At 35.4% G+C, this 24,045-nt stretch carries 20 protein-coding genes; 14 read left to right on the forward strand and 6 right to left on the reverse strand.

Features of this window, described 5'->3' with window-relative positions; translation table 11 throughout:
- Positions 1-125: 125 nt before the first annotated feature.
- On the reverse strand, positions 126-578 hold the full coding sequence (locus tag RHP76_RS23145) for a cupin domain-containing protein (protein WP_311229169.1): 453 nt from the start codon (positions 576-578) through the stop codon (positions 126-128).
- Positions 579-778: 200 nt separating this feature from the next.
- Between RHP76_RS23145 and RHP76_RS23150 the strand changes: the two genes are divergently transcribed.
- The 4 genes from RHP76_RS23150 to lysS all read left to right on the forward strand — a co-directional run bounded on the left by RHP76_RS23150 (position 779) and on the right by lysS (position 4,173).
- Positions 779-994, forward strand: coding sequence for a hypothetical protein (locus RHP76_RS23150; RefSeq protein WP_034696013.1), 216 nt, complete (start codon positions 779-781; stop codon positions 992-994).
- On the forward strand, positions 994-1,368 hold the full coding sequence (locus RHP76_RS23155; protein ID WP_120230523.1) for a c-type cytochrome: 375 nt from the start codon (positions 994-996) through the stop codon (positions 1,366-1,368). Before RHP76_RS23150 ends, RHP76_RS23155 begins: the two co-directional genes overlap by 1 nt.
- 3 nt (positions 1,369-1,371) lie before the next feature.
- Positions 1,372-2,301: a 23S rRNA (adenine(1618)-N(6))-methyltransferase RlmF gene (gene rlmF / locus RHP76_RS23160; protein WP_311229170.1), complete on the forward strand. Its 930-nt coding sequence runs from the start codon at positions 1,372-1,374 to the stop codon at positions 2,299-2,301.
- A 174-nt stretch (positions 2,302-2,475) separates the two neighbouring features.
- Entirely contained in the window at positions 2,476-4,173 is a 1,698-nt protein-coding gene (lysS, locus tag RHP76_RS23165; RefSeq protein ID WP_311229171.1) for a lysine--tRNA ligase, read from the forward strand.
- A gap of 39 nt (positions 4,174-4,212) precedes the next feature.
- On the opposite strand, the gene RHP76_RS23170 is transcribed toward lysS, so the two are convergent.
- From RHP76_RS23170 to RHP76_RS23180, 3 genes are read right to left on the reverse strand one after another with little or no spacing between them, the layout of a single operon-like run.
- Positions 4,213-4,728: a ClbS/DfsB family four-helix bundle protein gene (locus RHP76_RS23170; RefSeq protein WP_311229172.1), complete on the reverse strand. Its 516-nt coding sequence runs from the start codon at positions 4,726-4,728 to the stop codon at positions 4,213-4,215.
- Between the two features lie 3 nt (positions 4,729-4,731).
- The gene (locus tag RHP76_RS23175) at positions 4,732-5,736 is read right to left on the reverse strand and encodes a cytochrome d ubiquinol oxidase subunit II (RefSeq protein ID WP_062670926.1); all 1,005 of its coding nucleotides are present in this window, start codon (positions 5,734-5,736) and stop codon (positions 4,732-4,734) included.
- Positions 5,733-7,076, reverse strand: a complete 1,344-nt coding sequence (locus tag RHP76_RS23180) for a cytochrome ubiquinol oxidase subunit I (protein WP_062670923.1) — start codon at positions 7,074-7,076, stop codon at positions 5,733-5,735. The genes RHP76_RS23175 and RHP76_RS23180 overlap by 4 nt, the downstream gene beginning before the upstream one ends.
- Before the next feature lie 234 nt (positions 7,077-7,310).
- Between RHP76_RS23180 and gyrB the strand changes: the two genes are divergently transcribed.
- The 6 genes from gyrB to RHP76_RS23210 all read left to right on the forward strand — a co-directional run bounded on the left by gyrB (position 7,311) and on the right by RHP76_RS23210 (position 15,794).
- On the forward strand, positions 7,311-9,245 hold the full coding sequence (gene gyrB, locus RHP76_RS23185; protein WP_062670921.1) for a DNA topoisomerase (ATP-hydrolyzing) subunit B: 1,935 nt from the start codon (positions 7,311-7,313) through the stop codon (positions 9,243-9,245).
- Between the two features lie 82 nt (positions 9,246-9,327).
- Positions 9,328-9,750: a DUF5684 domain-containing protein gene (locus RHP76_RS23190; protein ID WP_034695994.1), complete on the forward strand. Its 423-nt coding sequence runs from the start codon at positions 9,328-9,330 to the stop codon at positions 9,748-9,750.
- A 400-nt stretch (positions 9,751-10,150) separates the two neighbouring features.
- The gene (locus RHP76_RS23195; RefSeq protein WP_216444995.1) at positions 10,151-12,043 is read left to right on the forward strand and encodes a DUF3858 domain-containing protein; all 1,893 of its coding nucleotides are present in this window, start codon (positions 10,151-10,153) and stop codon (positions 12,041-12,043) included.
- Positions 12,044-12,091: 48 nt separating this feature from the next.
- Positions 12,092-13,981, forward strand: a complete 1,890-nt coding sequence (locus RHP76_RS23200) for a transglutaminase-like domain-containing protein (RefSeq protein ID WP_311229173.1) — start codon at positions 12,092-12,094, stop codon at positions 13,979-13,981.
- Positions 13,982-14,074: 93 nt separating this feature from the next.
- On the forward strand, positions 14,075-14,899 hold the full coding sequence (locus tag RHP76_RS23205; protein WP_288442345.1) for an RsiV family protein: 825 nt from the start codon (positions 14,075-14,077) through the stop codon (positions 14,897-14,899).
- 43 nt (positions 14,900-14,942) lie between these two features.
- Positions 14,943-15,794: a diacylglycerol/lipid kinase family protein gene (locus tag RHP76_RS23210; protein WP_062671591.1), complete on the forward strand. Its 852-nt coding sequence runs from the start codon at positions 14,943-14,945 to the stop codon at positions 15,792-15,794.
- A gap of 151 nt (positions 15,795-15,945) precedes the next feature.
- Here RHP76_RS23210 and RHP76_RS23215 read toward each other — a convergent pair whose 3' ends face one another.
- Complete coding sequence (locus RHP76_RS23215) at positions 15,946-17,226, reverse strand: dicarboxylate/amino acid:cation symporter (RefSeq protein ID WP_062670912.1); 1,281 nt, start codon at positions 17,224-17,226, stop codon at positions 15,946-15,948.
- A gap of 271 nt (positions 17,227-17,497) precedes the next feature.
- Here RHP76_RS23215 and RHP76_RS23220 point away from each other — a divergent pair, with 271 nt between their 5' ends.
- Together RHP76_RS23220 and RHP76_RS23225 are read left to right on the forward strand one after the other, a co-directional pair.
- A complete protein-coding gene (locus RHP76_RS23220; RefSeq protein ID WP_311229174.1) occupies positions 17,498-19,558 on the forward strand; it encodes a hypothetical protein in 2,061 nt (686 codons plus the stop codon).
- A 4-nt stretch (positions 19,559-19,562) separates the two neighbouring features.
- Positions 19,563-20,039 (forward strand): lysophospholipid acyltransferase family protein, encoded by a 477-nt coding sequence (locus RHP76_RS23225; RefSeq protein WP_311229175.1) that lies wholly within the window; start codon positions 19,563-19,565, stop codon positions 20,037-20,039.
- A gap of 201 nt (positions 20,040-20,240) precedes the next feature.
- On the opposite strand, the gene ggt is transcribed toward RHP76_RS23225, so the two are convergent.
- Positions 20,241-21,929 (reverse strand): gamma-glutamyltransferase, encoded by a 1,689-nt coding sequence (gene ggt, locus RHP76_RS23230; protein WP_216444993.1) that lies wholly within the window; start codon positions 21,927-21,929, stop codon positions 20,241-20,243.
- A gap of 205 nt (positions 21,930-22,134) precedes the next feature.
- On the opposite strand from ggt, the gene RHP76_RS23235 reads away from it, so the two are divergent.
- Together RHP76_RS23235 and RHP76_RS23240 are read left to right on the forward strand one after the other, a co-directional pair.
- Positions 22,135-23,100: an NAD-dependent epimerase/dehydratase family protein gene (locus tag RHP76_RS23235; protein ID WP_062670908.1), complete on the forward strand. Its 966-nt coding sequence runs from the start codon at positions 22,135-22,137 to the stop codon at positions 23,098-23,100.
- Positions 23,101-23,184: 84 nt separating this feature from the next.
- Positions 23,185-23,937 carry a polysaccharide deacetylase family protein gene (locus RHP76_RS23240; protein ID WP_277694451.1) on the forward strand — a complete coding sequence of 251 codons (753 nt, stop codon included), beginning with the start codon at positions 23,185-23,187 and terminating at the stop codon, positions 23,935-23,937.
- The last annotated feature ends 108 nt before the right edge of the window (positions 23,938-24,045 follow it).

A 24,045-nucleotide genomic window follows, 5' to 3' on the forward strand; every position in this document is an offset into this window, starting at 1 on the left:
TTCAAAACGTTCGCAACGGCTTTACACTCAGTAAAATACAATATCATTAGTTAAATGAAAGTGCCCTTGTGAACCCAAAATAGAGTTTGATGATAATTACTTTGCGAACATAGCGTTTGAACTATTTACTGTACCGGTTCAGATAAAGGAATGTCAGGAGTTCCGCTGTAAAAAACAATCAGCGTTGCTCCGAGGTCTCCGGTTTTACCTCTGTGGCTGGTATTAACCATTTCAGGAAGCACCTGACCTTTTCTTATCCATTGCGTTTTTCCATCCTTTTTTCTTTCAATCTGAATTTCACCTTTTTCTACATAAGCTGCATTGATCACAGGATGTTTATGCCAACTCAATGCAGAATTCGGAGGTACGGCAATTTTAAGAACCGTGATTTCCGGCTGTGTGGTAGGATAGGCCGGATATACCGTTCCATCCCATGATTTAGTTGTTTTTAAAAGTGTCACCGATTCAATTTTATCAGAATATTCTGATTGTGGTTCGTTAGATGAATTGTCACACGAAAGGAAGAGGGATGAGGATACAACAAAGAAAGTTGTAGCCAACAATTTTTTTTTAGCCATAAGCTTCATATTTATATTTTGGTCTTGGCTCGGATTATCCGATATACAAAAATAATAACCTATTTTAAATCTCCCTATGTATTGAATTATTTTTTTATTGTTAAATTAAAGCTCCGATCCCAAAAATATTTCTCAAAGAAAACATTTGTCATAAGTTTAAAAGGTTATTTTTTATATTTTTGCTTCCAAATTAGAAAAAAATGAAAAAAGTATTAGCAATCGCATTTATCGGAGGTTTATTATTAGCAAGCTGTTCTAAAAAAGTAGATCACTCTTTACAGGACACAAACACGATGCTTCCAGAGCCAGAAGTAGCTACTGTTGATTCTACGGCTAAAACTGCTGCTCCAGCTGCTGCAACTCCGGCTGCTCCTGCACCTGAAGCTGCTAAAACAGATTCTACAGCTAAGAAATAATGAAAAAAATACTTTTAGCAGGAACTTTAGGTCTTATGATCATTTCCTGTTCTAAAAAAGAAAATACAGCAGAAGCGGCATCTTCTTCTGAAACGGCAGTTGTTTCAGAACCAGTTCAATCTAAACTTTCAGGTGATCAGATCATCGAAACCTTGGACTGTTCAGGATGTCACTCTGTTAATGAGAGAATGATAGGACCTTCTTATAAGGAAATTGCAGGAAAGTATACTGAAAAGGATACGGAATTGCTGGCTTCCAAAATTATAGAGGGCGGAAGTGGAGTATGGGGAAGTGTGCCTATGGCTGCCCATCCACAGGTATCTAAAGAAGATGCAAAAAAAATGGTGGAATATATTTTAAGTCAGAAGAAATAAAATATGTCCGCTGAAAAATCCAGTCTGCACACAAGAAATCTGCATCGTAATCCCTATGATTTTGATCAGCTTATTTCTTGTGTGCCGGAACTGAAACACTATGTTTTCGTGAATGCTTATCAGACGGTAACCATTAATTTCAGCATTCCTCAAGCAGTTAAACTGCTCAATAAAGCCTTACTCTTACATTTCTACAACATTAAAGGCTGGGATATTCCCGATACCAATCTTTGTCCACCCATCCCGGGAAGAGCAGATTACGTCCATTATATTGCTGATTTATTAAGTGAACAACTTAATAAAATCCCGACAGGAAATTCTATAAAAGGTCTGGATATAGGAGCAGGAGCTAATCTTGTGTATCCTTTAATCAGCCACAGATCTTACGGCTGGACAATGCTGGGAACGGATATCAATCAGGATTCTTTGAAAAATGCTCAACACATTCTGGATCAAAATGAAGATCTTTCTTCTGTTATTCAGTTAAAAAGCCAGCCTGATGCTGATCATATCTTTACCAATATCATTGGTCCGGAAGACAGATTTACTTTCACCATGTGCAATCCTCCTTTTCATGATTCTGAAGAATCTGCCATGAAAGGGAATATCAGAAAAACAAAAAATCTTAGTAAATCAAAGAAAACGAAACCTCTTCTTAACTTTAGTGGACAGCAGTCGGAACTTTGGTGTGAAGGTGGGGAACTTGCTTTTATTACTAAAATGATCAATGAAAGTACATTGTTTTCATCACAGATTCTTTGGTTTACATGTCTGGTTTCCAAAAAAGACAATCTCAATAAACTCAACAATCTTTTAAAGAAAGTAAATGCTGTAGAGGTGAAAACCATCGATATGGCTCAGGGACAAAAAGTAAGCAGAATGCTGGCGTGGACGTTTATTCCTCGAAAAGACAGAAAAAGCTGGTTGATTTAAAATTCAAAGTTCAAAGTTTAATGTTATAGCACAATCATTCAAATCTTTGATCTCTAAACACGTATCCCGAACCCCAATACCCCGCATCTTTACCACTTTTTAAAATTTCTGCAAAAACCCATTGACGGTCATGTCAAAAATGCCTAAATTTGTACGCTTTTAGAAAAATAAGAAATGCAATTATCAGAACAAGAAATCATTAGAAGAGAAAAGCTGAATAAGCTTACTGAAATGGGGATTAATGCGTTCCCTGCGGATGAGTATATAATTACAGATACTACAGAATCTATAAAACAGGATTTTTCTGAAAGTAAACAGGTGAAGATCGCTGGTAGATTGATGTCCCGCAGAATTCAAGGAAAAGCTTCTTTTGCAGAATTGCAGGATTCTAAAGGAAAAATCCAGGTTTATTTCAACAGAGACGAGATCTGTCCGGGTGAAGATAAAGAACTTTATAATGAAGTGTACAAACACCTTCTGGATATCGGTGATATTATCGGTATTGAGGGTGAATTGTTTACCACTCAGGTAGGAGAGAAGACGGTTTTAGTGAAAAACTTTACGCTTCTTACAAAAGCTTTACGTCCGCTGCCTCAGGCTAAAACTGATGAAAACGGAGTAGTACACGATGGTTTTACAGATCCTGAATTAAGATACAGACAGCGTTATGTAGATTTAACGGTAAACCCACAGGTAAAAGAAATTTTCGTGAAGAGAACAAAATTGTTCAATGCCATGAGAACATTCTTTAATGATGCAGGATATTTTGAAGTGGAAACACCAATCCTACAGTCAATTCCTGGTGGAGCAGCAGCAAAACCGTTTATCACGCATCACAATGCATTAGATATTCCATTATATTTAAGAATTGCCAACGAATTATATCTGAAAAGACTGATCGTAGGTGGTTTTGACGGAGTATACGAGTTCTCTAAAAACTTCAGAAATGAAGGAATGGACAGAACTCACAACCCTGAGTTTACCGCTATGGAAATCTATGTAGCTTACAAAGATTACAACTGGATGATGGATTTCACTGAGAAATTACTGGAATTCTGTGCTATCCAGGTAAACGGAACTACAAAAGCTACCTTTGGGGAACATGAAGTAGATTTCAAAGCTCCTTATCCAAGAGTTTCCATGACAGAAGCAATCCTGAAATTTACAGGGTTCGATATCACTGGAAAAACTGAGAAGGAATTATACGATTTTGCCAAGTCTATCGGTATCGAAGTAAATGAGACGATGGGTAAAGGAAAATTAATCGATGAGATCTTTGGTGAGAAATGTGAAGGAAACTTCATCCAGCCGACTTTCATTACGGATTATCCGATTGAAATGTCTCCACTGACAAAGAAACACAGAAGCAAAGAAGGCTTAACAGAGCGTTTTGAATTAATGGTATGCGGTAAAGAAATCGCTAACGCTTACTCAGAGCTTAATGATCCGATCGATCAGAGAGAGCGTTTTGAAGCTCAGATGGCGTTATCTGAAAGAGGAGATGATGAAGCGATGTTTATCGATCAGGACTTCTTAAGAGCGCTGGAATACGGTATGCCGCCAACTTCAGGATTAGGAATCGGTATGGACAGATTAATCATGTTCTTAACGAATAATGCCTCTATCCAGGAAGTATTATTCTTCCCTCAGATGAGACCTGAAAAAGCAGTCCCACAAATTGAACTGGGCGAGGATGAAAAAGTAATCCTTGAAATCCTTAATTCTCAGGAAGGGCCAATGGCTTTGGCTGAAGTAAAAGAAAGAAGCCAGTTATCCGGTAAAAAATGGGATAAAGCTTCCAAGACTTTGACAAAAAACAATATTGTGAAAGTAGAGAAAATTGACGAAAATCTTTTGATGAAACTGGCTTAAGATTTCTCAGAAAACATAAATAAAAAAAAAGGTACAGTGCTATGCTGTACCTTTTTCTTTTTTCCATTTCCGGAGCTGTGCCCTGAAGTTTTTAAACGGAGCCACGGTATTGATATGAATCCATTTCCAAACCGGCCACTGGGCGGGAGTCGTTGCCCATTTTCTTTTGCCAGGAATAAATAGTATATCATCATCAAGGCTTTCTATCCAGTTGATAATTTCATCCACCTGATTTCGAAGCAGTTTTCTTTGTTCTTGTAAAGTATGATAACCATATTGATTATAAAAAGACTGGTACAATCCTCCCAGGTTATTCCATTTGTATTCAGGAGTGGGAGTTTTCACTTCAATTCCTTTGCTTTCATCAGATTCCCACTGTAAAAGCAGGTGAGTCCAACCCAATTGATAGGAAATATTTTGTGATGGAGTTTTATCAACTCCCGGCTGCCTAAGATCTTTTTCCTCTTCTTTGATATCATTAAATTCCTGATCATAGAGCAGATATCTTTTCTTTAGCTCTTCAATGAGTTGTGTTTTGTCTTTATAAGTCTGCATATCTTATTTTCTCAACTTACTGAAAGAAGCCATCAGATAAAATAAGAAAGGAAGAATAAACAATGAGCCCAGCATCAATGCCCATCCCAATGCGGCGATAGTTTTTTCAGGAGCCATATGTTCCAGTAATGAAAGATGCTGTCCGTTTCCTAATAAAATAATATCCGGATTGTGCTGATACGTTGCCGCTACTAAAATCATCACCATCTGGAATCCTGCCAAAGCACGTACAGGAAGCAGCTTCTGACGGTTCATCGCCCTTAGAATAAGCAACAAGGCAATGGTGGCAAAAGCAATCGCCATAATCCCCAAAGGCTTTGAAAATACCCACATCAAAAGGGGAATATCTGAAATATAAGCAGTTACGAATACCAATATTCCTGTGACCACAACAAAGATCATGGTCTGCTTGGATTTTCTGATCATTAACAAAAGATCGGCCTTATCACGTGTTTCTCTTAATGAAAATATAGAAGCAAGATAAGCACAAAGGGCTACAGTAAATAAGCCCACAGAAACCCCAAACCAGTTCAGCCAGCTGAATACATACAAATCCAGAAAACCTACAGCATCAGGATTGATAGAATGTGAAACCGTAGCAGCAGCAATTAATCCCAAAAAGAAAGGAGTTAAAAGACTCGCATAATAAAAAATCTGGGTATATAAAACCTGCCAGTTATCCTTTACAGCATCATAATGCCTGAACGTAAAAGCTGTTCCTCTTGCAATAATTCCTAAAAGCATTAAGACTAAAGGAATGTGAAGATAAGTAGACATAGTGGTATAAATCTCCGGAAAGCCAACAAAAAGGATAACGATGGCAATAATCAGCCACATATGATTGGCTTCCCAAACAGGAGCAATAGATTCATACATAATCTCATGGGTTTTATGGCGGGCTTTTTTATTGGTGAACATTTCTACAATACCTGCTCCAAAGTCAGCTCCTCCCAGAATAATATAAAGACAAATGGATAGCCAGAGAAAACCTATTACAATGTAAATCATGATTTTTTGTTTTTATCGTTAAACTGAGCATCGGTAGGATCGTAAAGCTTCGGTACCATTTGAATCTGTCTCTTTAAAAGGAAAACAAGGATCAATGATAATGATACGAAAATAGCCGTGAAAAAATAGAATGAATACTGTATTCCCGGCATAGGAGTTACAGCGTCAACTGTTCTCATAATTCCATAAATAATCCAGGGCTGTCTTCCTACTTCCGTTACTGTCCATCCGGCTTCCAACGCAATATATCCAAAAGGTGTTGCTATTAAAAATGTTTTCAATAGCCAGTGTTTATTCAGCCATTCTTTTTTGAAAAAGAAAGCATATAAATAAATAGCTCCAATAACAATCATGATCACTCCGAAGAAAATCATGATTTGAAAAGCATAATGAACCACAGCAATCGGAGGCCATTCATCTCTAGGGAAATCCTTAAGACCTTTTACTTCAGAATTGAAATCATTGCTCACCAGAAAACTTAAAACTTTCGGAATTTTCACTGCATATTTCACTTCTTCTTTTTCCTCATCAGGAATTCCTCCAATCACAAATGAAGCCCCTTTTTCCGTTTCAAAATGAGCTTCCATAGCTGCCAGTTTGATAGGCTGTCTTTCTGCTACTGACTTTGCAGCAACATCACCGCTTAGAGGTGCTCCGAATGCCCCAATCAAAGCAAATCCTACGGCAATTCTAAAAGCTTTGGTATGAAATTCAACATTTCTTTTTCGCATAATCATAAAGGCATGTACTCCAGCTACGGCAAATCCTGTTGCACAAAATGCCGCAACCGTCATGTGAAGAGCCTGCGGAAACCACGCATCATTGAACATTGCTTTGATAGGATCTATATTAAGGTACTGTCCGTTAATATAATCAAAACCGGTGGGAGAATTCATCCATGAGTTGGCTGCTACCACCAGAATTCCGGAAGCCAGCCCGCTTACTCCTACAAGAAATCCGCAGAACCAGTGAAACCATTTATTGAATCTTTCCCATCCATATAAAAAGAAACCGATAGCAATAGCCTCAATGAAAAAGGCTGTTCCTTCCAGAGAAAACGGCATCCCGAAAATCGGACCTGCATGTTTCATAAATCCAGGCCATAGAAGTCCAAGTTCAAAGGAAAGCATGGTTCCTGAAACTGCTCCGGTAGCAAAAAGGATAGCTACCCCTTTGCTCCATGCTTTTGTCAGTCCTTTATATACTTCATTATTGGTCTTTAGGTATTTCCAATGGGCAAAAGCCATCAAAAAAGGCATCACCATACCCACACAAGAGAATATGATATGAAAGCCCAGAGAGAGAGCCATCTGAGCGCGTGCTGCTATAAAATCATCCATAATTTCAACTTTTCAGTTAATAAATTTAAGCATAAATTATTGATGTTGAATATGATTTACAACAGTTGCTATTTCAGCAATACCTTTTAATTTTGAATCTTTTATTGACTTCCTTTTTCTTATGTTTTTAATAAGAAAACTCTACATTTTTTTGACACTTTTTAACTTTCATACCTCGAAAAAAATCACGATATTTGTGAGTCTTTGCATACAGCAGGATTTTTAATTTTTAATATGAGTCAAAAACAATATACAGCTAGTAGTATTCAGGCATTGGAAGGAATGGAACACGTTCGTATGCGTCCTTCAATGTACATTGGTGATGTAGGAGTCAGAGGACTTCACCACTTGGTTTATGAAGTAGTAGATAACTCTATTGACGAGGCATTGGCAGGGTACTGCGACACGATCTTCGTTAGCATCAAGGAAGGAAACGGAATTGAGGTAAGTGATAACGGTAGAGGTATCCCGGTTGATTTCCACGAAAAAGAGCAGAAATCTGCCCTTGAAGTGGTAATGACAAAAATTGGAGCCGGAGGTAAGTTTGACAAAGACTCTTATAAGGTTTCAGGAGGTCTTCACGGGGTTGGGGTTTCGTGTGTGAATGCACTTTCCAATGAGATGATCACTACTGTTTACAGAGATGGAAATGTTTACCAGCAGATCTATTCAAGAGGAAAAGCCCAGACAGGTGTTGAGGAGATTGGTCACAGCGAAAAAAGAGGAACCAAGCAGTTTTTCCAGCCGGATGATAGTATATTTACAGAGTTAATTTACAATTACGATACATTAGCAAGCCGTTTAAGAGAACTTTCTTACCTTAACAAAGGAATTACCATTACATTAACTGATGAAAGAGAGAAATTAGAAGACGGATCTTTCCGTTCGGAAGTTTTCCATTCAGAAGGTGGGTTAAAAGAATTCGTTGCTTACATTGATGGTAACCGTGAGTCTATCATGGAACATGTAATCTTCATGGAAGGAGAAAGAGATGATATTCCTGTAGAAGTAGCAATGCGTTACAATACATCTTTCAATGAAAATCTTCACTCTTATGTAAACAATATCAATACTCATGAAGGAGGAACTCACTTAGCAGGTTTCAGACGTGCTTTAACAAGAACGCTTAAGAAATATGCTGATGATCTGGGTATTCCACAGAAAGAGAAAGTAGAAGTTACAGGTGATGACTTCCGTGAGGGATTAACAGCTGTGATTTCTGTAAAAGTAATGGAGCCTCAGTTTGAAGGACAGACTAAAACAAAACTAGGAAACTCTGAAGTTTCCGGAGCTGTTGATAAAATTGTTGGGGAAATGCTTACCAATTTCCTTGAAGAAAACCCTTCTGAGGCAAAACTGATCGTTCAGAAAGTTGTTTTGGCAGCAAAAGCAAGACAGGCAGCGAAGAAAGCCCGTGAAATGGTTCAGAGAAAATCTCCCATGGGAGGTTCTGGTCTTCCAGGTAAATTATCTGATTGCTCTTCTAAAGACCCGGCAGAATCTGAAATCTTCCTTGTAGAGGGAGATTCCGCAGGGGGTACGGCTAAGCAGGGAAGAGACAGACACTTCCAGGCTATCCTTCCTTTAAGAGGTAAAATTCTGAACGTAGAGAAATCTATGCTTCATAAAGTATATGATAATGAAGAGATCAGAAATATCTATACAGCTCTTGGAGTTTCTGTAGGAACAGAAGAAGACAGCAAAGCATTGAATATGGCTAAGCTGAGATACCACAAGATCGTTATCATGACCGATGCCGATATTGACGGATCTCACATTTCTACATTGATCCTTACTTTCTTCTTCAGATATATGAAGGAACTTATTGAGAATGGATATATCTATATTGCTCAACCTCCTTTATACCTATTAAAGAAAGGGAACAAAAAAGTATATGCATATAACGAAAAAGAACGTGAAGAGTTTACTCTAGACATGGCTCCGGATGGTAAAGGAGTAGAAGTACAACGTTACAAAGGTCTTGGAGAAATGAACCCTGAACAGCTTTGGGAAACTACATTGAATCCTGAACACAGAATTCTTAAACAGGTAACCATTGATAATGCAGTGGAAGCAGACAGTATTTTCTCTATGCTGATGGGGGATGAGGTTCCACCAAGAAGAGAGTTTATCGAGAAAAATGCGAAATATGCCAAAATTGATGCATAAACGTTTTTAAAAATATAACAAAAAAAGCTTCTAATTATTTAGAAGCTTTTTTTATATTTGGATAAACCAAAAAAACAATAATATGTTAACTCTTTTACAAACAGACCCTTACAACGGGGCAGATGCGGCTTCTGGAGCAGTAGCTGCAGGATTGGGGATCGGAACGATGTTCTTCGGCTTACTTTGCTATATTTTCTATGGATATTGCATGTACAAAATCTTCCAGAAAGCAGGACGACAAGATGCCTGGGCTGCCTTTATTCCTATTTATAACACCATCGTATTGCTGGAAATTGTGAAAAAACCAATTTGGTGGATCATTCTTTTCTTTATTCCACTGGTAAACATTTATGCATGCTGGGTTGTATATGACAGGCTAGCCAAAGGCTTTGCCAAAGAAACTCCTCTTTACACGATTCTCATTCTCCTTTTCGGATTTATTTTTATTCCTGTATTGGGACTCGGAAGTGATCAGTTTGATAGTAAACTGGTCCCGAATGATTAAAAAAGAAACCAAAAAATTAAAAGACTTCATTTTTGAGGTCTTTTTTTATAAATAATTTTAAGCTGTAGAATTTATTGTACTTCTTCCTATTATTAATTCTACATTATTTAAATTGCATGAATTGTAATTTATTTTAAATTTGAAATGAAGATAATATGAAGTTTATCCCTTCATGCCACAGAATAGGTACACCCTTCTCCCAATATAGAATGAGTATAAATATTCTGTTTTTAACTTTTCAAAATTAATGATGAAAAGTTGATAATGTGTTCATTTTCTTATAGGTACATTTAATATAGTACTTTTTTAAGTAATAGGTTAAGGCTTCACATGTTGAAGCCTTTTATATTTTTTTTAACAGTTATTAAGATTTTATTATTTTTGTATCATCTTAATAACTATGATGAAAATATTAGTCTTGGGGGCTTTATCTACCGCCTCATTGTATTTCGCACAGAGCTATCCTGCCTCTGCCATTCCTGAGAATTTAAAGAAAAATGCTAACGTTGTTATACGAAAAAAATTTACAACGGTTCAGATCAACAAAGTTGATGAAATAAAATACCAATATAATACTGTGACTACAGTTTTAAATAAAGATGGTGATGAACGAGCTGTAGCGTATATACCTTATGATAAAGCAAAAAGTATTTCTAATATAAAAGTTACGATTTATGATGAAGCAGGAAAAAAGGTTAAGAGCTTTTCAAAGTCGGATTTTAAAGATTTTGCTAATAATCCTCAGGGAGTTTTCTATTCTGATAACAGAATTCTGGTATTTTCTTACACATCAGTTCAGTATCCTTATACTGTTGATTTTTCTTATGAAAGCGAAGATAAGAATACGATCTTTATTCAGGATTTTGTACCGTTTCACTCTATTAAAATGTCTTTGGAAGAGGCTCAGTTCAAAATCATTAATACATCAGGAATTGAACTGCGTACCAAGATATACCCTTCAAAGTATAACTATGCGTCTGTTGTAGAAAGCGGAAGTGAAAATGATAAGACCTATTCCTATAAAAATGTACCTGCCATTGATGATGCTTTTATGATTCCGGAGCCTGTTAAAATCTTACCTTCAGTAAATTTTGCTTTAACAAAATTTAACCTTGCAGGAAAACAAGGGACTTTAAATAACTGGACGGATTTTGGAACCTGGTACTATAAAGATCTAATAGAACCAGTTTCGGTATCTACTCCAGCTATTAAAGCTGAAGTAGCATCTTTACAATTACAGGGATCTGTAGAAGATAAAGTAAAGAAAATTTATCAGTACATGCAGAACAAAACCCGATATATCGCTGTAGGATTAGGAATTGGGGGCTGGCTTCCTATGCAGCCGGATGAAGTCCACAAAAAAGGATATGGAGATTGTAAAGCATTAACGAATTATATGAGAATTCTATTGAATGAAGCAGGAATTCCATCTAAATACTGTGTGATCAATTCCAGTTCCTCACAGGTTTCTTTTGATCCCGAATTTCCTTCTATGGGAGGAAATCACGCTATTCTGATGATTCCGACTGAAAAAGGAAATATCTGGCTTGAAAATACTTCTCAACAAATAGCCTTTAATCATTTAAGCTATAATACCACAGACAGAAATGTGCTTGCTGTAACTCCGAAGGGAATAGAACTTATCAATACACCGGTTTATAAAGCTGAACAAAATAAAGAAAAACAAATATTGCGAGTTAACCTTAATGAGGACAACAGTATTATCGGGACTGGAAATTTTTCCTATACGGGAAATCAATATGATTATAATTTGAGGTTTGCCAGTCTTAATCCCACTGAAAAAAATGATGCGGTAAAAGAGAGGTTTAATGTTTTAAATTTTGAAAAGGTTGAAATGAAAAATTTTAACAATGACAGAGATAATGCTGTTATTACCTACGACCTTGATTTTAAGACCAATAATTTCTCCAAAAAAGCTGGAAACAGCCTTCTGTTCAGATCTGTGCCTATTTTTAATGATGCTGTCTTTAAAACTGATGAAACCCGCGAGCTTCCTTTTGAAGTCGGTATGTCTTATGAGGACGAATATGAAATTGCTTATGTACTTCCTTTGGGGTATAAGGTGGATGAAACTCCTGATAATTCAAGCATCACTTCTGAATTTGGATCTTACAAACTAAGTTTTGTTAAAAGTGAAGGACAGGTAAAGGTGGTCAGAAAAGTACAGATCAATAAAGGATTATATCCAAAAGAAAAATATAACGATTATATAAGTTTCAGAAAAAAGATTCTGAATATGGATAATTCGAAAATTTTAATAACAAAAATATAACCATGAAAAAAATTATAGTATTGCTTTTTTTGCTCTGCCAATACCATATTGATCAGTGCTCAGAAGAAATATGAATTTCTGAACCCTCCCAAATTTAATGAGGCAGATCTGTCGAAAGCAAAATCTTTATTAGATGAAAATGCTCCTGCCGAAATTTTATACAAATCTGCTTATTTTATGGTGGATTCCAATACGGGAAATCTCCACAAAAGATATTTTTACAGAGTGAAGATTTATAATAAAGATAAAGCTGAAGACTGGTTAAATCTTGAGATTCCTATTTATAATGTTGGAACCAACAGAGAATCACTGGGAAAGTTCAAAGCTTTTACCTATAATCTTGAAAATGGAGTTACAGTTCCCGTAAAAGTGGAAAAAAGTTCTCAATATAAGAGTAAAGAGAATAAATATGTTACTTTAACAAAATTTGCTTTTCCAAGTGTGAAAAATGGATCTGTCATAGAATATCAATATGAAATTATATCTCCGTTCCGCTTTATGATTCCAGAGGTATTGATAGAATCTGATACTCCTTCACTGAATACAGAATATGTTTTTGATACACCCATCAATATGTCTTATAATGTAAACTATACGGGAGGAATCAGTCCTAAGTATAGAGAAATGGAAGAAAGATATCTGTATGGTGCTCAATATAAAACCTATAGATTTGCTTATGAGAATTTGACTGGTTTTAAAACTGAAAAATTTGTAAGAAACGATAGAAATTTCAGAACAAAAATCAGTGCTGAGCTAAATTCTACTAATTTCGGCGAGCTTAAATTGTATTCATCTTCATGGGATCAGATTGCAAAGAGACTGTATGATAGTGATGATTTTGGAGGTGAAATAAAAAGAACAAAACTGGCAAGAGAAAATATTCCGGCAGGAGTTTCGGAAATGAAAACAGATCTTGAAAAAGCCAATGCAATATTTTCATACGTTCAGAAAACCTTTACATGGAATAAGGACAAAGGGGTTTATACAGAAGACGGTATCAAAAAACTTTTGGAAACTAAAACCGGCAACGCCGCAGAAATTAATCTTTTCCTTGTTATGATGCTTCGCGAAGCAGGTCTTAAAGCTGATCCGTTGATTATTTCTACGGTAGAGAACGGATTGATCAATATGGTGTCCCCTAATATTTCCAATATGAACTTTGTTTTGGCAGCAATTGATATAGATAAGCAGCTGCATATTTATGATGCTACCTCCAAACAATCTTCATTGGATGAAATACCTCTAAAAAACTGGAATCAATATGGAATCCTTGTGACTAAAGATAAGGCTTTGCAGATTCAGATGTCCAATGTAAAATCAAGCAATACTTATCTTACAGCGAATGCCAAAATCAATGATGACGGTAGTATTTCCGGTACCTATTCGGATAAAGATACAGGTGCATACGCGATGTATGCTAAAGACAACTACGATGATAACGCAGAAAAATACAAGAAGCAGTATAAAGAAAACTTCTCAATGGATTTCACGGATATCAATTCGAAAGTGTTGGAAAATGGCGACTTTGAAAGCACTATGAAATTCTCTTCGTCCAACCTTATTGACAGAGTAGGGAAGAAAATGATTATTAATCCAATGTTGTTTTTAAGTAAAAGTTCCAATGAATTTGATCAGACTGAAGCCAGAAAATACCCCATCGATTTTGGATCACCTTCTACCAAAATAAAAAAAGTAACTCTTGAAATTCCGGAAGGATACGTGATTGAGGAAATGCCTAAAGAAAAAAAGATCGTCACAGAAGATAAAGAAATAGAATACACCTATTCTATCGTACAAAAAGGAAATAAGCTGGAGGTAACGACCACCACAAAAATTAACAGCTCAGACTATCCGAAAGAATATTACCCTGCATTCAAACAAATCTGGGGCGTTGCTTCTAAATTTGAAAATCAGGTAATCAGTCTTGTAAAAAAGTAATAGTTAACAGGATTTAAATAAAAAAATATTTTTTTTTCAAAAACCATTCATCTTTTGAATGGTTTTTGTATTTGATACCCCAAAAATAGAATTATGAAAAATACGATTGCTGTTATAGCACTATCTTCTTTCTTAGCTGTTACTGCCTGTAAAAAAAATGAAACAGCAGGATCAGCAGAAAAAATAGAAAACAAAGCCACTGAAGAATTTGTAGTAGACTCTGTGAAAGTCAATGACTCTACAAAAATTACGGATTCTTTAAAAGTGAGCTTTACTTCAAAGCTTTTGGTTTTTCCAACTTTAAAAGATAAAAAACTGTTAGACAGCATCTATTTCCAGAATGAAAAGATTAAAGATTTTTCCAAAGCTGGTCTTCAGGCTTATCTGGATAATGAAAAAACTAATTATTTCAATTCTGTAAAAAATGATAATAAAGACTGGGTTTCAGATGTTACTTATGCTCAAAACTGGTATTCAAGCTCGCATATGAATCTTATTTCTAATTCTAACGGTTATATGCATATTCAGTATCTGGGAAGCGGGTATGAAGGAGGAGCACATGATAACTACGGATTTTCCGAAAGGGTTTTTGATCTTAAAAACAACAAAAAATTAGAACTGAAAGACATTACTTCAATGCCTAAAAATAAAATTGAAGCCATTCTGATGAAAAATATTGATAAAATGAATAGTGGTACAATGGATGGTGACGGAGAAGTGAAGAACTCAGAAATGCTTTTAGTGGATAAAATTCCGGCATCAGACAACTTTTATTTTGATGATAAAAACCTGTATTTTCACTACAGTCCGTATGAAATTGCTGCTTTTGCTGCCGGAGACATTACAATTCCGGTTTCATGGGAAGATCTGAAAGGTACATTAAATACAGAATTTAAAGAAAGAATGAAAATTAAGTAAATTAATGCTTCCAGTTTTGGAAGCATTTTTTAATTTTGTGGTAATGGACAAAGTAGCTTTTATTATCAATCCTTTTTCGGCCAAAAAAAATTATCAGCCGTTTTTAAACGAACTTAAAACAAAGGTTAATAACCCATTGTACTATGTGTCAGAATCTATTCCAGGAACAGATGAATTTATTCAGTCCCATTTTGAAGAGGTTGATATTTTTGTGGCTATCGGAGGGGATGGTACTATTTCTACAGTAGCCAAAAATCTTATTTACACAGATAAAATTCTGGCAATTTTTCCCGCAGGTTCAGGAAATGGATTTTCCAATGAAACACAATTCAGTAAAAATCTGGATGAACTTTTAGAAAAAATAAAAGCTAAAAACTCCCGAAAGATTGATACTTTTACGGTAAACGACAGGCTATCCATCAATGTTTCGGGAACAGGATTTGACGGTAAAGTGGTTAAGGAATTTGAAAAAACAAGCCGTGGATTCAAAAATTATATCAAAGTTTCCCTGAAAACCTTTTTCAATTACAAACCTATCAAGGTGAAATTTTTTGATGAAGAATATCAACAGTACAATGGAAGGTATCTGATGATGAACATTGCCAATACCCGTCAGTTTGGTAACAATGCCTATATTGCTCCGAAAGCCAGTAAAAGTGATGGACTGGTTGACATGGTTTTGGTAAAAAAGTTTCCACTTACTTATTCAGCACTTTTTGCTTTCCGAATGTTTACTAAAAGACTGAAAGATGATGAATATGTAACCTATCTTCCAGTCTCTGAAATATCATTTAAGGTCAATACCAAAAACTGGCATCTGGACGGTGAATTCAATAAGATCAAATCACCAATCCATGTTAAAGTTCAACCCGCGAGTTTAAGTATTTTGATTTAAAGCTTTATGGTACTGGATGCAGGTTAATTTTGTTTCCGATTTACTAGTTGCTGTTTATTGGGTTTCGGGTTACGTGTTACACACAACCTTGAACTTTGAACCTTGATTATTTCCCAATTCCTGCAACCTAAACCTGCCATCTGCAATCTATTTACACTTCCAGTTTCTTTTCCACTTCAGCCGGATGATCCAGGCAGTATTGAAGTTGCTTTTTATCAAGCTGTTTTTCCCAGTTGGCAACTACTACGGTAGCTACAGAATTCCCAATTACGTTGGTCAGAGCTCTGCATTCGCTCATGAACTTATCAATTCCAAGAATCAAAGTCATTCCTGCAATCGGAATCTCAGGAACTACTGCCAATGTTGCGGCAAGGGTAACGAATCCGGCGCCTGTAACGCCAGCTGCCCCTTTTGAACTTAGCATAGCCACCAAAAGAAGCATCAGTTGTTTTTCGATAGGAAGATGAATATTTAAGGCCTGCGCGATAAAGAGAGAGGCCAGGGTCATATAAATATTAGTTCCGTCTAGATTGAAAGAATATCCGGTAGGAACCACAAGGCCTACAATGGCGCGTGAACAACCTGCCTTTTCAAGTTTTTCCATAATTCCGGGCAAAGCAGATTCTGATGAGCTTGTACCCAAAACGAGAAGTAGTTCTTCTTTAAGATAGAAAAGGAGTTTGAAAATATTAAATCCGTTATACCATGCTACCGCTCCCAATACCAGAATCACAAACAGGATTGATGTAATATAAAATGTACCTACGAGGAATATAAGATTCAGAACAGAATGTAGTCCATATTTACCGATCGTAAAAGCCATTGCTCCGAAAGCACCTATCGGGGCCAGTTTCATCAACATATGAACGATCTTAAATACCGGAGTTGATAGATCCTGTAAAAAATCGGTTACTTTCTGGCTCTTTTCTTTTGTTAAAACCAAAGCAACTCCCATTAAAATTGCTACCAAAAGTACCTGAAGAATATTTTCACCCACCAACGGACTGAATAATGTCTCCGGAATAATATTCATAATGAATCCCGTAAGTGTTGATTCATGAGCTTTTGCCTGATACTGTGAAACATCACCCGAAAGAGTAGAAGGATCAATATTTAAACCATGACCCGGTTGAAGAATATTTCCTACTAATAACCCTATGATAAGAGCCAGAGTTGAAAAGGTAAAAAAATAGATCATTGCTTTGATTGCAATTCTGCCAACTTTTTTCAAATCGGTCATGTGGGCGATTCCTAACGTAAGCGTAATGAAAATTACCGGAGCGATAATCATTTTTACCAATTTGATGAATCCATCTCCCAAAGGTTTCATCTTTTCTCCTAACTCAGGATAAAATTTTCCCAGAAGAATACCTGCAATGATGGCGATAATCACCTGGAAATAAAGCTGATTGTGTATTTTTTTTGCTTTCAAAGAACAGTCGTTTTGTTTTTTTAAAGGCGAAAATTAAGAAAATTTATCTAAAAACATGACAAAAGTCATTGAAAAGAATCTGTTGAGAAGTTTTGTCTATGGATAAACTGAGCTAGACATTAGAGTCGGAAAAATTTTAAAAAATATGCGATTTCTTATAATACTAAAAAAGTATAGGAGATTATTTTAACACGTCAAGTCTTGTCGCTACTTCCATTTACATTTGCTTTAGAAACGTTTCAGAAAAAACAAATAATAAAAACATGATTTTATGGAAAATATTTTAGAAGACATTGATGATTTTGACGAAGAAAGTAAGCAAATACTTCGAGGAAGTCGTATCATACAATTGGCAGAACTTGAAAAAGGAATTTACGGAAGTGGTAAAGATCCTTTTGAGGGAATAAGAACCAACAAAACATTTGATGAAATTTCCAATGAGCTTGCATTAAGCACACCTTTTGGTAAAAATAGTCTTTTTTATAAACCTACCTCCGAAGATTATGATGCTTTATCTGGAGACTTTTATACAGGAGGGATTAACTATGAACTTCTGGCAAAAGATTTAAAAGAAAAGTTAGGACTGATAAAAAGCTTTTTATTTGAGCCAGAAAAATATTTATTGGAAGATAAAACTATTTATTCAGGCTCTTCTTCATTCGGTATTCCTGTATTCAGCAGTATTAAAAATAACAAACCTTTTGTATATAAAAAGAACAATAAAGAAACTCTGGCTTTTTTTGACGTATCCAAACTGAATACCAGAAAAAACTTATTGAGCAACTCTTATAATTTTGGAGTTTATTTTGACAATTATAAAGTAACCTATAATCTTAACTTTATCTATAAAGATGGAGAGAATAAGAAGTTTTCTGATGCACAAACGGATGCAACTGAAACTCTCTATGATTTTAAGCTGAATGATGAATACATTGCCATAAAGCTTTATACTGGGAATGAAGAAACTTTTATTGAATTTTTGCGAATTATAAAAGGTAATTCACAAGCCGAGCAGATGAAAAATGATATTATCCGATATTATAAATATTTTTTTGCAGCTGCTAAAAACAATCCTGATTTCATTGATGCCTTATACGAAAACATTCCTGATTTTGTTTTGGAAGATCTTACCGATGAAATGCTTTGGAAGGATTTTGTTTCCCTTTCTGAAAAAGCTATTGATACATCTGGTACCAATGAAAATATTTCAATTATTAATCTGCTGAAAGGTGTAAAAAATGCGAATTGGTGGTATAATCAAATCAATAAAAACCCTGAAATTGTCCGTCAAATATTTGAAAAATTCAGCAATAAACATATTGAAGTATTAATTACAATTTTTTCAAGAATTGGTCTTAAAAACTGGACCAATAAAGAACTCGAACAGGCATGGAAATTTGACGTTGATTATGAGGAATACAAACCTTCTGGTGAAGTTAATGATCCATTTATAAGATACACCGGCTTTGCTTATTACTTAGAAAGAGAAAAAAAATATAGGGTAGGTACTGCATTATTTGCTCATAATCAAGATTCTTTTCCAATGTATTATGCTGAAAAGGAAATTGGAAATAAGAGTGAAAACCCTTTTAGTCCTATGAAAGTTGTAGTTGAGGAGGGTAAAGAATTATATATTCCTTGTTTTGTTGCTGAATATTTTACTAATAAAAAAATAGATGAAGAGTTTTGGATAATCCTGAATAATATTGCTGCAGGGTTGTTACCCGAGTTTGGAGCAGGAATTGCAAGAGGTGCTGCTATTTTATCAAGGATTCTAAGCGGTAGGAAAATAAAAACTGTAGAGGAACTTATAGATTTTTTGGGGAAAGTAGACCAAAATGTAATGGCTGAGAATTTAGAAAAAGTAGGAATACAAGTTCTCTTCAGAGGAACAACAAGAAGTATAAATGGAGAACTCTTTACAGGTAATAGTAATTCAATAGAGTATGGCGTTTCAACTTCTACAGACCCGATAAGAGCTGTCATCTTTGGTATAGAATCTTCATCTAAGCCTGGAACAAAAGGTGTTTTGCAAGTTTATGTTCCAAAAGATTTAAAAGGTTTAAATTTACAATCTGCTAACTATCGAGTTAGTAAAGAATTAGAAGTTATAATTAATACTTCACCTGAAAAATTATCTGATTTCGTTGTAAGGGAGATTCCTATAGAAGACGCAAGGAAATTAGTTAATGAGTTATATGGGATTGACATTCCTAAAACAATTACAAGTAACTCTATTCCTGGCAGTAATATGTTATTAGAAGAGACAAAAAAATTAACACCTAAAGAAGCACAGGAATTCTATAAAAAGATTATTAAATTTAAAAAATAAAATTATGAATATATTAACTAATGAAATGTTTGAAAAGTTAAATGAAACTGAATTAGTTTGTAACCCCTTTCTTTTTTCTCACAGAGCACATTCAGAATTAGATATTAAGTATTATGATTTACCTACCATAAATAAAGAAAAGCAACTTTATTTAGATAATAACAGAAGTGATTTTGATTTTGTTGTTGGAACAAAATTTAATATCATTTTTAGAAGGAAGGATGTTAAAGGCTATCAAAAAATTGATGCAGAATTAGACTTTGTTTCTTTAAAAAAAGGAGATAATATTGGTGTCATTCCAAAAGGATATGGAGGTATTGTTCGTTTAATATTCAAAGATAAAGTGCCTGATATAACCCAATTACTAGTTCAAAACGAAAATGAAAAATATGATGATTCAAAAAATGATGTAATTTATTTTACCACTCAAGAAATAATGGATAAAATCCTGGCAGAATTAGATAAAGCAGAAAATGTTTAAAATTAAAGATCGTTCAGCAATGAGAGTTTTTTTATTAAAGACATCAACTGGAAATTTATTTAGTAACATAACGAAGGTAATTGAAAAGAATCTCTTGTAGTAGCTTTATAAATAAAAGCTAAGGCTTGATTTTTAGAAACTGCATTTGCTTTTTAAAAATCAAGCTTTAGCTAATATTATTTGTATAATTGTAAATATAAATTATTCCACTGCTACAGAATCATCTCCACGGCCATCAGCGACAGCATGAATATTTCCGTTTTCATCAAGGACAATCATTTCTGTTTTACCAATATATTTTGTCTTTTCAATGATGTAATTCTTGCTTTTCAGTTCAGAAATAGTGCTTTCCGGGAAATTGTTTTCCACGGTGATAGTTTCTGGTAACCATTGATGGTGGAATTTAGGTGCATTCACCGCAATATTCGCATTCAGTTTAAAATCCACTACATTCACGATAGACTGATACACTGAAGTAGGAATTGTAGTTCCTCCTGGTGTTCCCACGACCATATAAGGTTTTCCGTTTTTAAGGATGATGGTTGGGGTCATCGAAGAGAGCATTCTCTTGTTAGGTTGTATTGAATTAGCTTCTCCACCTACTGCTCCAAACATATTCGGGACTCCGGGTTTGATAGAGAAATCATCCATTTCATTATTTAAAAAGAATCCGGCTCCTGAAACAAGAACTTTACTTCCATAGTATCCATTAAGTGTGGTGGTTACAGAAGCTGCATTTCCATCCTTATCCAATACGGAAATATGAGTAGTCTGCATAGATTCTTTAGGTTGTTCTATAATCTTACCAACTTCTGCACTTGGAGTTGCCTTATCAAAACTGAAGCTTTTCCATCTTCCTTTCAGATATTCATCCGAGATCAGATAAGAGGTTTTATCCTGAATAAAATCCGGATCACCCATATATTCTGCTCTGTCGGCGTAAGCCCTTCTTTCTGCTTCAGTCATGATCTGAACTGCTTTTGTAGAGTTTTGCTGATACTTTTCAAGGTTTTCAAAACTAGCCATTCTGAGCATCTGGGCAAGAAGAACTCCGCCGCTTGAAGGCAGAGGCATCGTGACAACATTGCTTCCTTTATAATCAAATTCCAGCGCTTTTCTTTCAGCAACTTTATAATTTTTAAGATCTTCAAGAGTGATGATTCCGTTTCCTCTTTTCATTTCGGCAACTAAAAGATCAGCCGTTTTTCCTTCATAAAAACCTTTAGCACCTTGTTTCTGGATCAGTTTCAATGTCTCAGCTAAGTCTTTCTGAACCAAAAGATCTCCGGCTTTCCACGGAGTTTCTTTTACAAAAATGATCGAAGATTTATTATGCTTCTGAAATTTTTCTCTTTGATTATTCAGCATTTCCGCTTCCTTGTCGGTAATGGCAAATCCTTTTTCGGCAAGATCAATAGCAGGCTGGATGATTTTTTCCATAGGAAGCTTACAGTACTTCAGAGTAGCAAAGAATCCTGCTACACTTCCGGGAATACCTACGGCCAGTCTTCCGTTCTGGGAAAGATCAGTATCTGCTTTTCCTTTTTTATCAATATACATGTCTCTGGAGGCTTTTTTAGGAGCAGTTTCCCTGTAATCCAGCGTAAATTTTTCACCGTTATTTTTTACACCTACCAAAAATCCGCCACCTCCGATATTTCCTGCCTGAGGATAAACTACAGCAAGGGCGTATTGTGTTGCAGTAACGGCATCATAGGCATTTCCTCCCATTTTTAAGATTTTAGCTCCCGCTTCACTGGCTAACGGGTGTGCAGAGACGACAACACCTTTCTTCTTTACCTGTACTTCTTTGATAATATTGATATCTGTGAACTGAGCCCAGCTTAGCTGAGCTGCCAAAAGCATCGAAGCAATTAAAATCTTCTTCATATGATTGTTTTTTCTTTACAACAAAATTATTGAATTTTCAGTTAATCACAGCCTGATGATCATTGCATTTGATTTTTTCTTTCATTGAGATTATCTAATTGAAATATCTGTAGTTTATCAGGGCTATGTTTTTTAAATACACCTTTTTTATTATGGTTGGCATGTTTTTTTTACTTTTGTACAATTCTAAAAAAAAATCTGAAAAATGGAATCCTATACGGAAAGAATACTGATTACAGGTGCCTTGGGACAAATTGGTACCGAACTTACGAACAGACTTGTTGAAATTCACGGAGCGGAAAACGTTGTTGCTTCAGGATTGGACAGATGGCAGGAAGGAATTACTTCTGCCGGACACTACGAAAGAATGGACGTTACCAATACTCAATTGGTAAGACAGGTGATTCATGATTATGAGATAACGACAGTGTATCACCTTGCTTCACTTTTATCCGGAACTTCGGAAAAGCAGCCTGTTTTTGCGTGGAAGCTGAATCTTGAACCATTGCTTCACTTTTGTGAAATGGCTAAAGAAGGACTTCTTAAAAAGATCTTCTGGCCAAGTTCTATCGCGGTATTTGGAAAAGGAATTCCAAAGCATGAGGTAGGACAGGATGTGGTATTGAATCCAACAACTGTTTATGGGATCTCTAAAATGGCAGGGGAGAAGTGGTGTGAATACTATTTCGACAAATATGGTGTGGATGTAAGAAGTATCAGATATCCTGGATTGATCTCATGGAAGACTCCTGCGGGAGGTGGAACTACCGACTATGCTGTTGAGATTTTCTACAAAGCGATTGAAGACGGAAAGTATACAAGTTTCATTTCCGAAAATACAGGAATGCCGATGTTGTATATGGATGATGCCATTAATGCAACCTTGAAATTAATGGATGCTCCAAAAGAAAGTTTGACAGTTCGTTCTTCTTATAATTTAGGTGGAATGTCATTTACTCCAAAAGAATTGGCAGAAGAAATCACAAAAGAAATTCCGGATTTTACGATTGATTATAACCCGGATTTCAGACAGGCAATTGCAGATTCATGGCCGGCATCTATTGACGATTCAGTAGCGAAAAAAGACTGGGGTCTGACTTATGATTTCGGAATTTCGGAAATGACAAAAGATATGATTAAAAATCTGAAAGTAAAATTAGGAAAGGATTAATAATATAAAGTAATACTTTAATTGTTTTTACTTTTAACATCTGATTTTTAATATATTACAGTATTTATATAAACTTTAATTTAAATGGTATTATTAACTTTTAACATCACTTGTATTGAGGCTGAAGTAAAAAACGGCTCTCAAATTACTGATGAAGAGCGATTGAAAATCACCGAAGATAATACCAAAGCGATTCTTAGAGTTTTAGATATTCATGATATCAAATCAAGTTTTTTTGTAGAGGTTTCTCTTACCGAAAAACTTCAGAATTTAATAAAAGCAATTTCATCCAAAGGGCATGAAATTGCTTTTTATAATAAAGGATCAAATCCTGAAGAAATAGAAAATGCCAAGAAGAATATTCAGGATCTTTTGGAAAAACAGATCAGAGGAATTCGTCAGAAAGATGTAAAAGTTGCTCAGGAAACTTTAAAGCTGATGGAATTTAATTACGTCTCCAATATCGATAATGCCAATATTCTTTTTCCTTTTAAAAGACTCAAAAGAGATACCGAAATTACAGAAGAGGATGGTTTGAGTATTGTCCCTGAAAGTATTTCTCCGTATAGTCAGCTTCCTTATAATGATTTCGTGTTTCAGATCCTGCCGATGAAATATTACCAGAACATGGTGCTGGAAACTTTGCAGAATGAAGAATTTGTACTGATCTATCTGAACACATGGCAGTTTACAGATTTCAAAAAATACCGTTTTGATATTCCTTTTTACCGGAGCTTATTTTCGGGCAAAAAAATGGAGGACAAATTAGATGCCCTCCTTACTTTTCTCAATGACAGGGAAATGGCTACTTCCCGTATGAAAGATTATATTTTTTAGGTCGCAGATAGCAGGGGTTTTGAGTTTGAGAGTTTAACGCACTAGGTAACCAGAAACAAAAACAACTCACAACCAGACAACCAATAACCAGTACCGGATACGGAACCC

Origin of the sequence: Chryseobacterium sp. SG20098, assembly GCF_031844745.1 — a bacterium.
GTDB lineage: Bacteria > Bacteroidota > Bacteroidia > Flavobacteriales > Weeksellaceae > Chryseobacterium > Chryseobacterium cucumeris.

What these genes read in the sequence shown, in the direction of transcription:
- RHP76_RS23145 (WP_311229169.1), bottom strand. Translation starts at nt 578, where the DNA reads ATGGCTAAAAAAAAATTGTTGGCTACAACTTTCTTTGTTGTATCCTCA.
- RHP76_RS23150 (WP_034696013.1), top strand. Translation starts at nt 779, where the DNA reads ATGAAAAAAGTATTAGCAATCGCATTTATCGGAGGTTTATTATTAGCA.
- RHP76_RS23155 (WP_120230523.1), top strand. Translation starts at nt 994, where the DNA reads ATGAAAAAAATACTTTTAGCAGGAACTTTAGGTCTTATGATCATTTCC.
- rlmF (WP_311229170.1), top strand. Translation starts at nt 1,372, where the DNA reads ATGTCCGCTGAAAAATCCAGTCTGCACACAAGAAATCTGCATCGTAAT.
- lysS (WP_311229171.1), top strand. Translation starts at nt 2,476, where the DNA reads ATGCAATTATCAGAACAAGAAATCATTAGAAGAGAAAAGCTGAATAAG.
- RHP76_RS23170 (WP_311229172.1), bottom strand. Translation starts at nt 4,728, where the DNA reads ATGCAGACTTATAAAGACAAAACACAACTCATTGAAGAGCTAAAGAAA.
- RHP76_RS23175 (WP_062670926.1), bottom strand. Translation starts at nt 5,736, where the DNA reads ATGATTTACATTGTAATAGGTTTTCTCTGGCTATCCATTTGTCTTTAT.
- RHP76_RS23180 (WP_062670923.1), bottom strand. Translation starts at nt 7,076, where the DNA reads ATGGATGATTTTATAGCAGCACGCGCTCAGATGGCTCTCTCTCTGGGC.
- gyrB (WP_062670921.1), top strand. Translation starts at nt 7,311, where the DNA reads ATGAGTCAAAAACAATATACAGCTAGTAGTATTCAGGCATTGGAAGGA.
- RHP76_RS23190 (WP_034695994.1), top strand. Translation starts at nt 9,328, where the DNA reads ATGTTAACTCTTTTACAAACAGACCCTTACAACGGGGCAGATGCGGCT.
- RHP76_RS23195 (WP_216444995.1), top strand. Translation starts at nt 10,151, where the DNA reads ATGATGAAAATATTAGTCTTGGGGGCTTTATCTACCGCCTCATTGTAT.
- RHP76_RS23205 (WP_288442345.1), top strand. Translation starts at nt 14,075, where the DNA reads ATGAAAAATACGATTGCTGTTATAGCACTATCTTCTTTCTTAGCTGTT.
- RHP76_RS23210 (WP_062671591.1), top strand. Translation starts at nt 14,943, where the DNA reads ATGGACAAAGTAGCTTTTATTATCAATCCTTTTTCGGCCAAAAAAAAT.
- RHP76_RS23220 (WP_311229174.1), top strand. Translation starts at nt 17,498, where the DNA reads ATGGAAAATATTTTAGAAGACATTGATGATTTTGACGAAGAAAGTAAG.
- RHP76_RS23225 (WP_311229175.1), top strand. Translation starts at nt 19,563, where the DNA reads ATGAATATATTAACTAATGAAATGTTTGAAAAGTTAAATGAAACTGAA.
- ggt (WP_216444993.1), bottom strand. Translation starts at nt 21,929, where the DNA reads ATGAAGAAGATTTTAATTGCTTCGATGCTTTTGGCAGCTCAGCTAAGC.
- RHP76_RS23235 (WP_062670908.1), top strand. Translation starts at nt 22,135, where the DNA reads ATGGAATCCTATACGGAAAGAATACTGATTACAGGTGCCTTGGGACAA.
- RHP76_RS23240 (WP_277694451.1), top strand. Translation starts at nt 23,185, where the DNA reads ATGGTATTATTAACTTTTAACATCACTTGTATTGAGGCTGAAGTAAAA.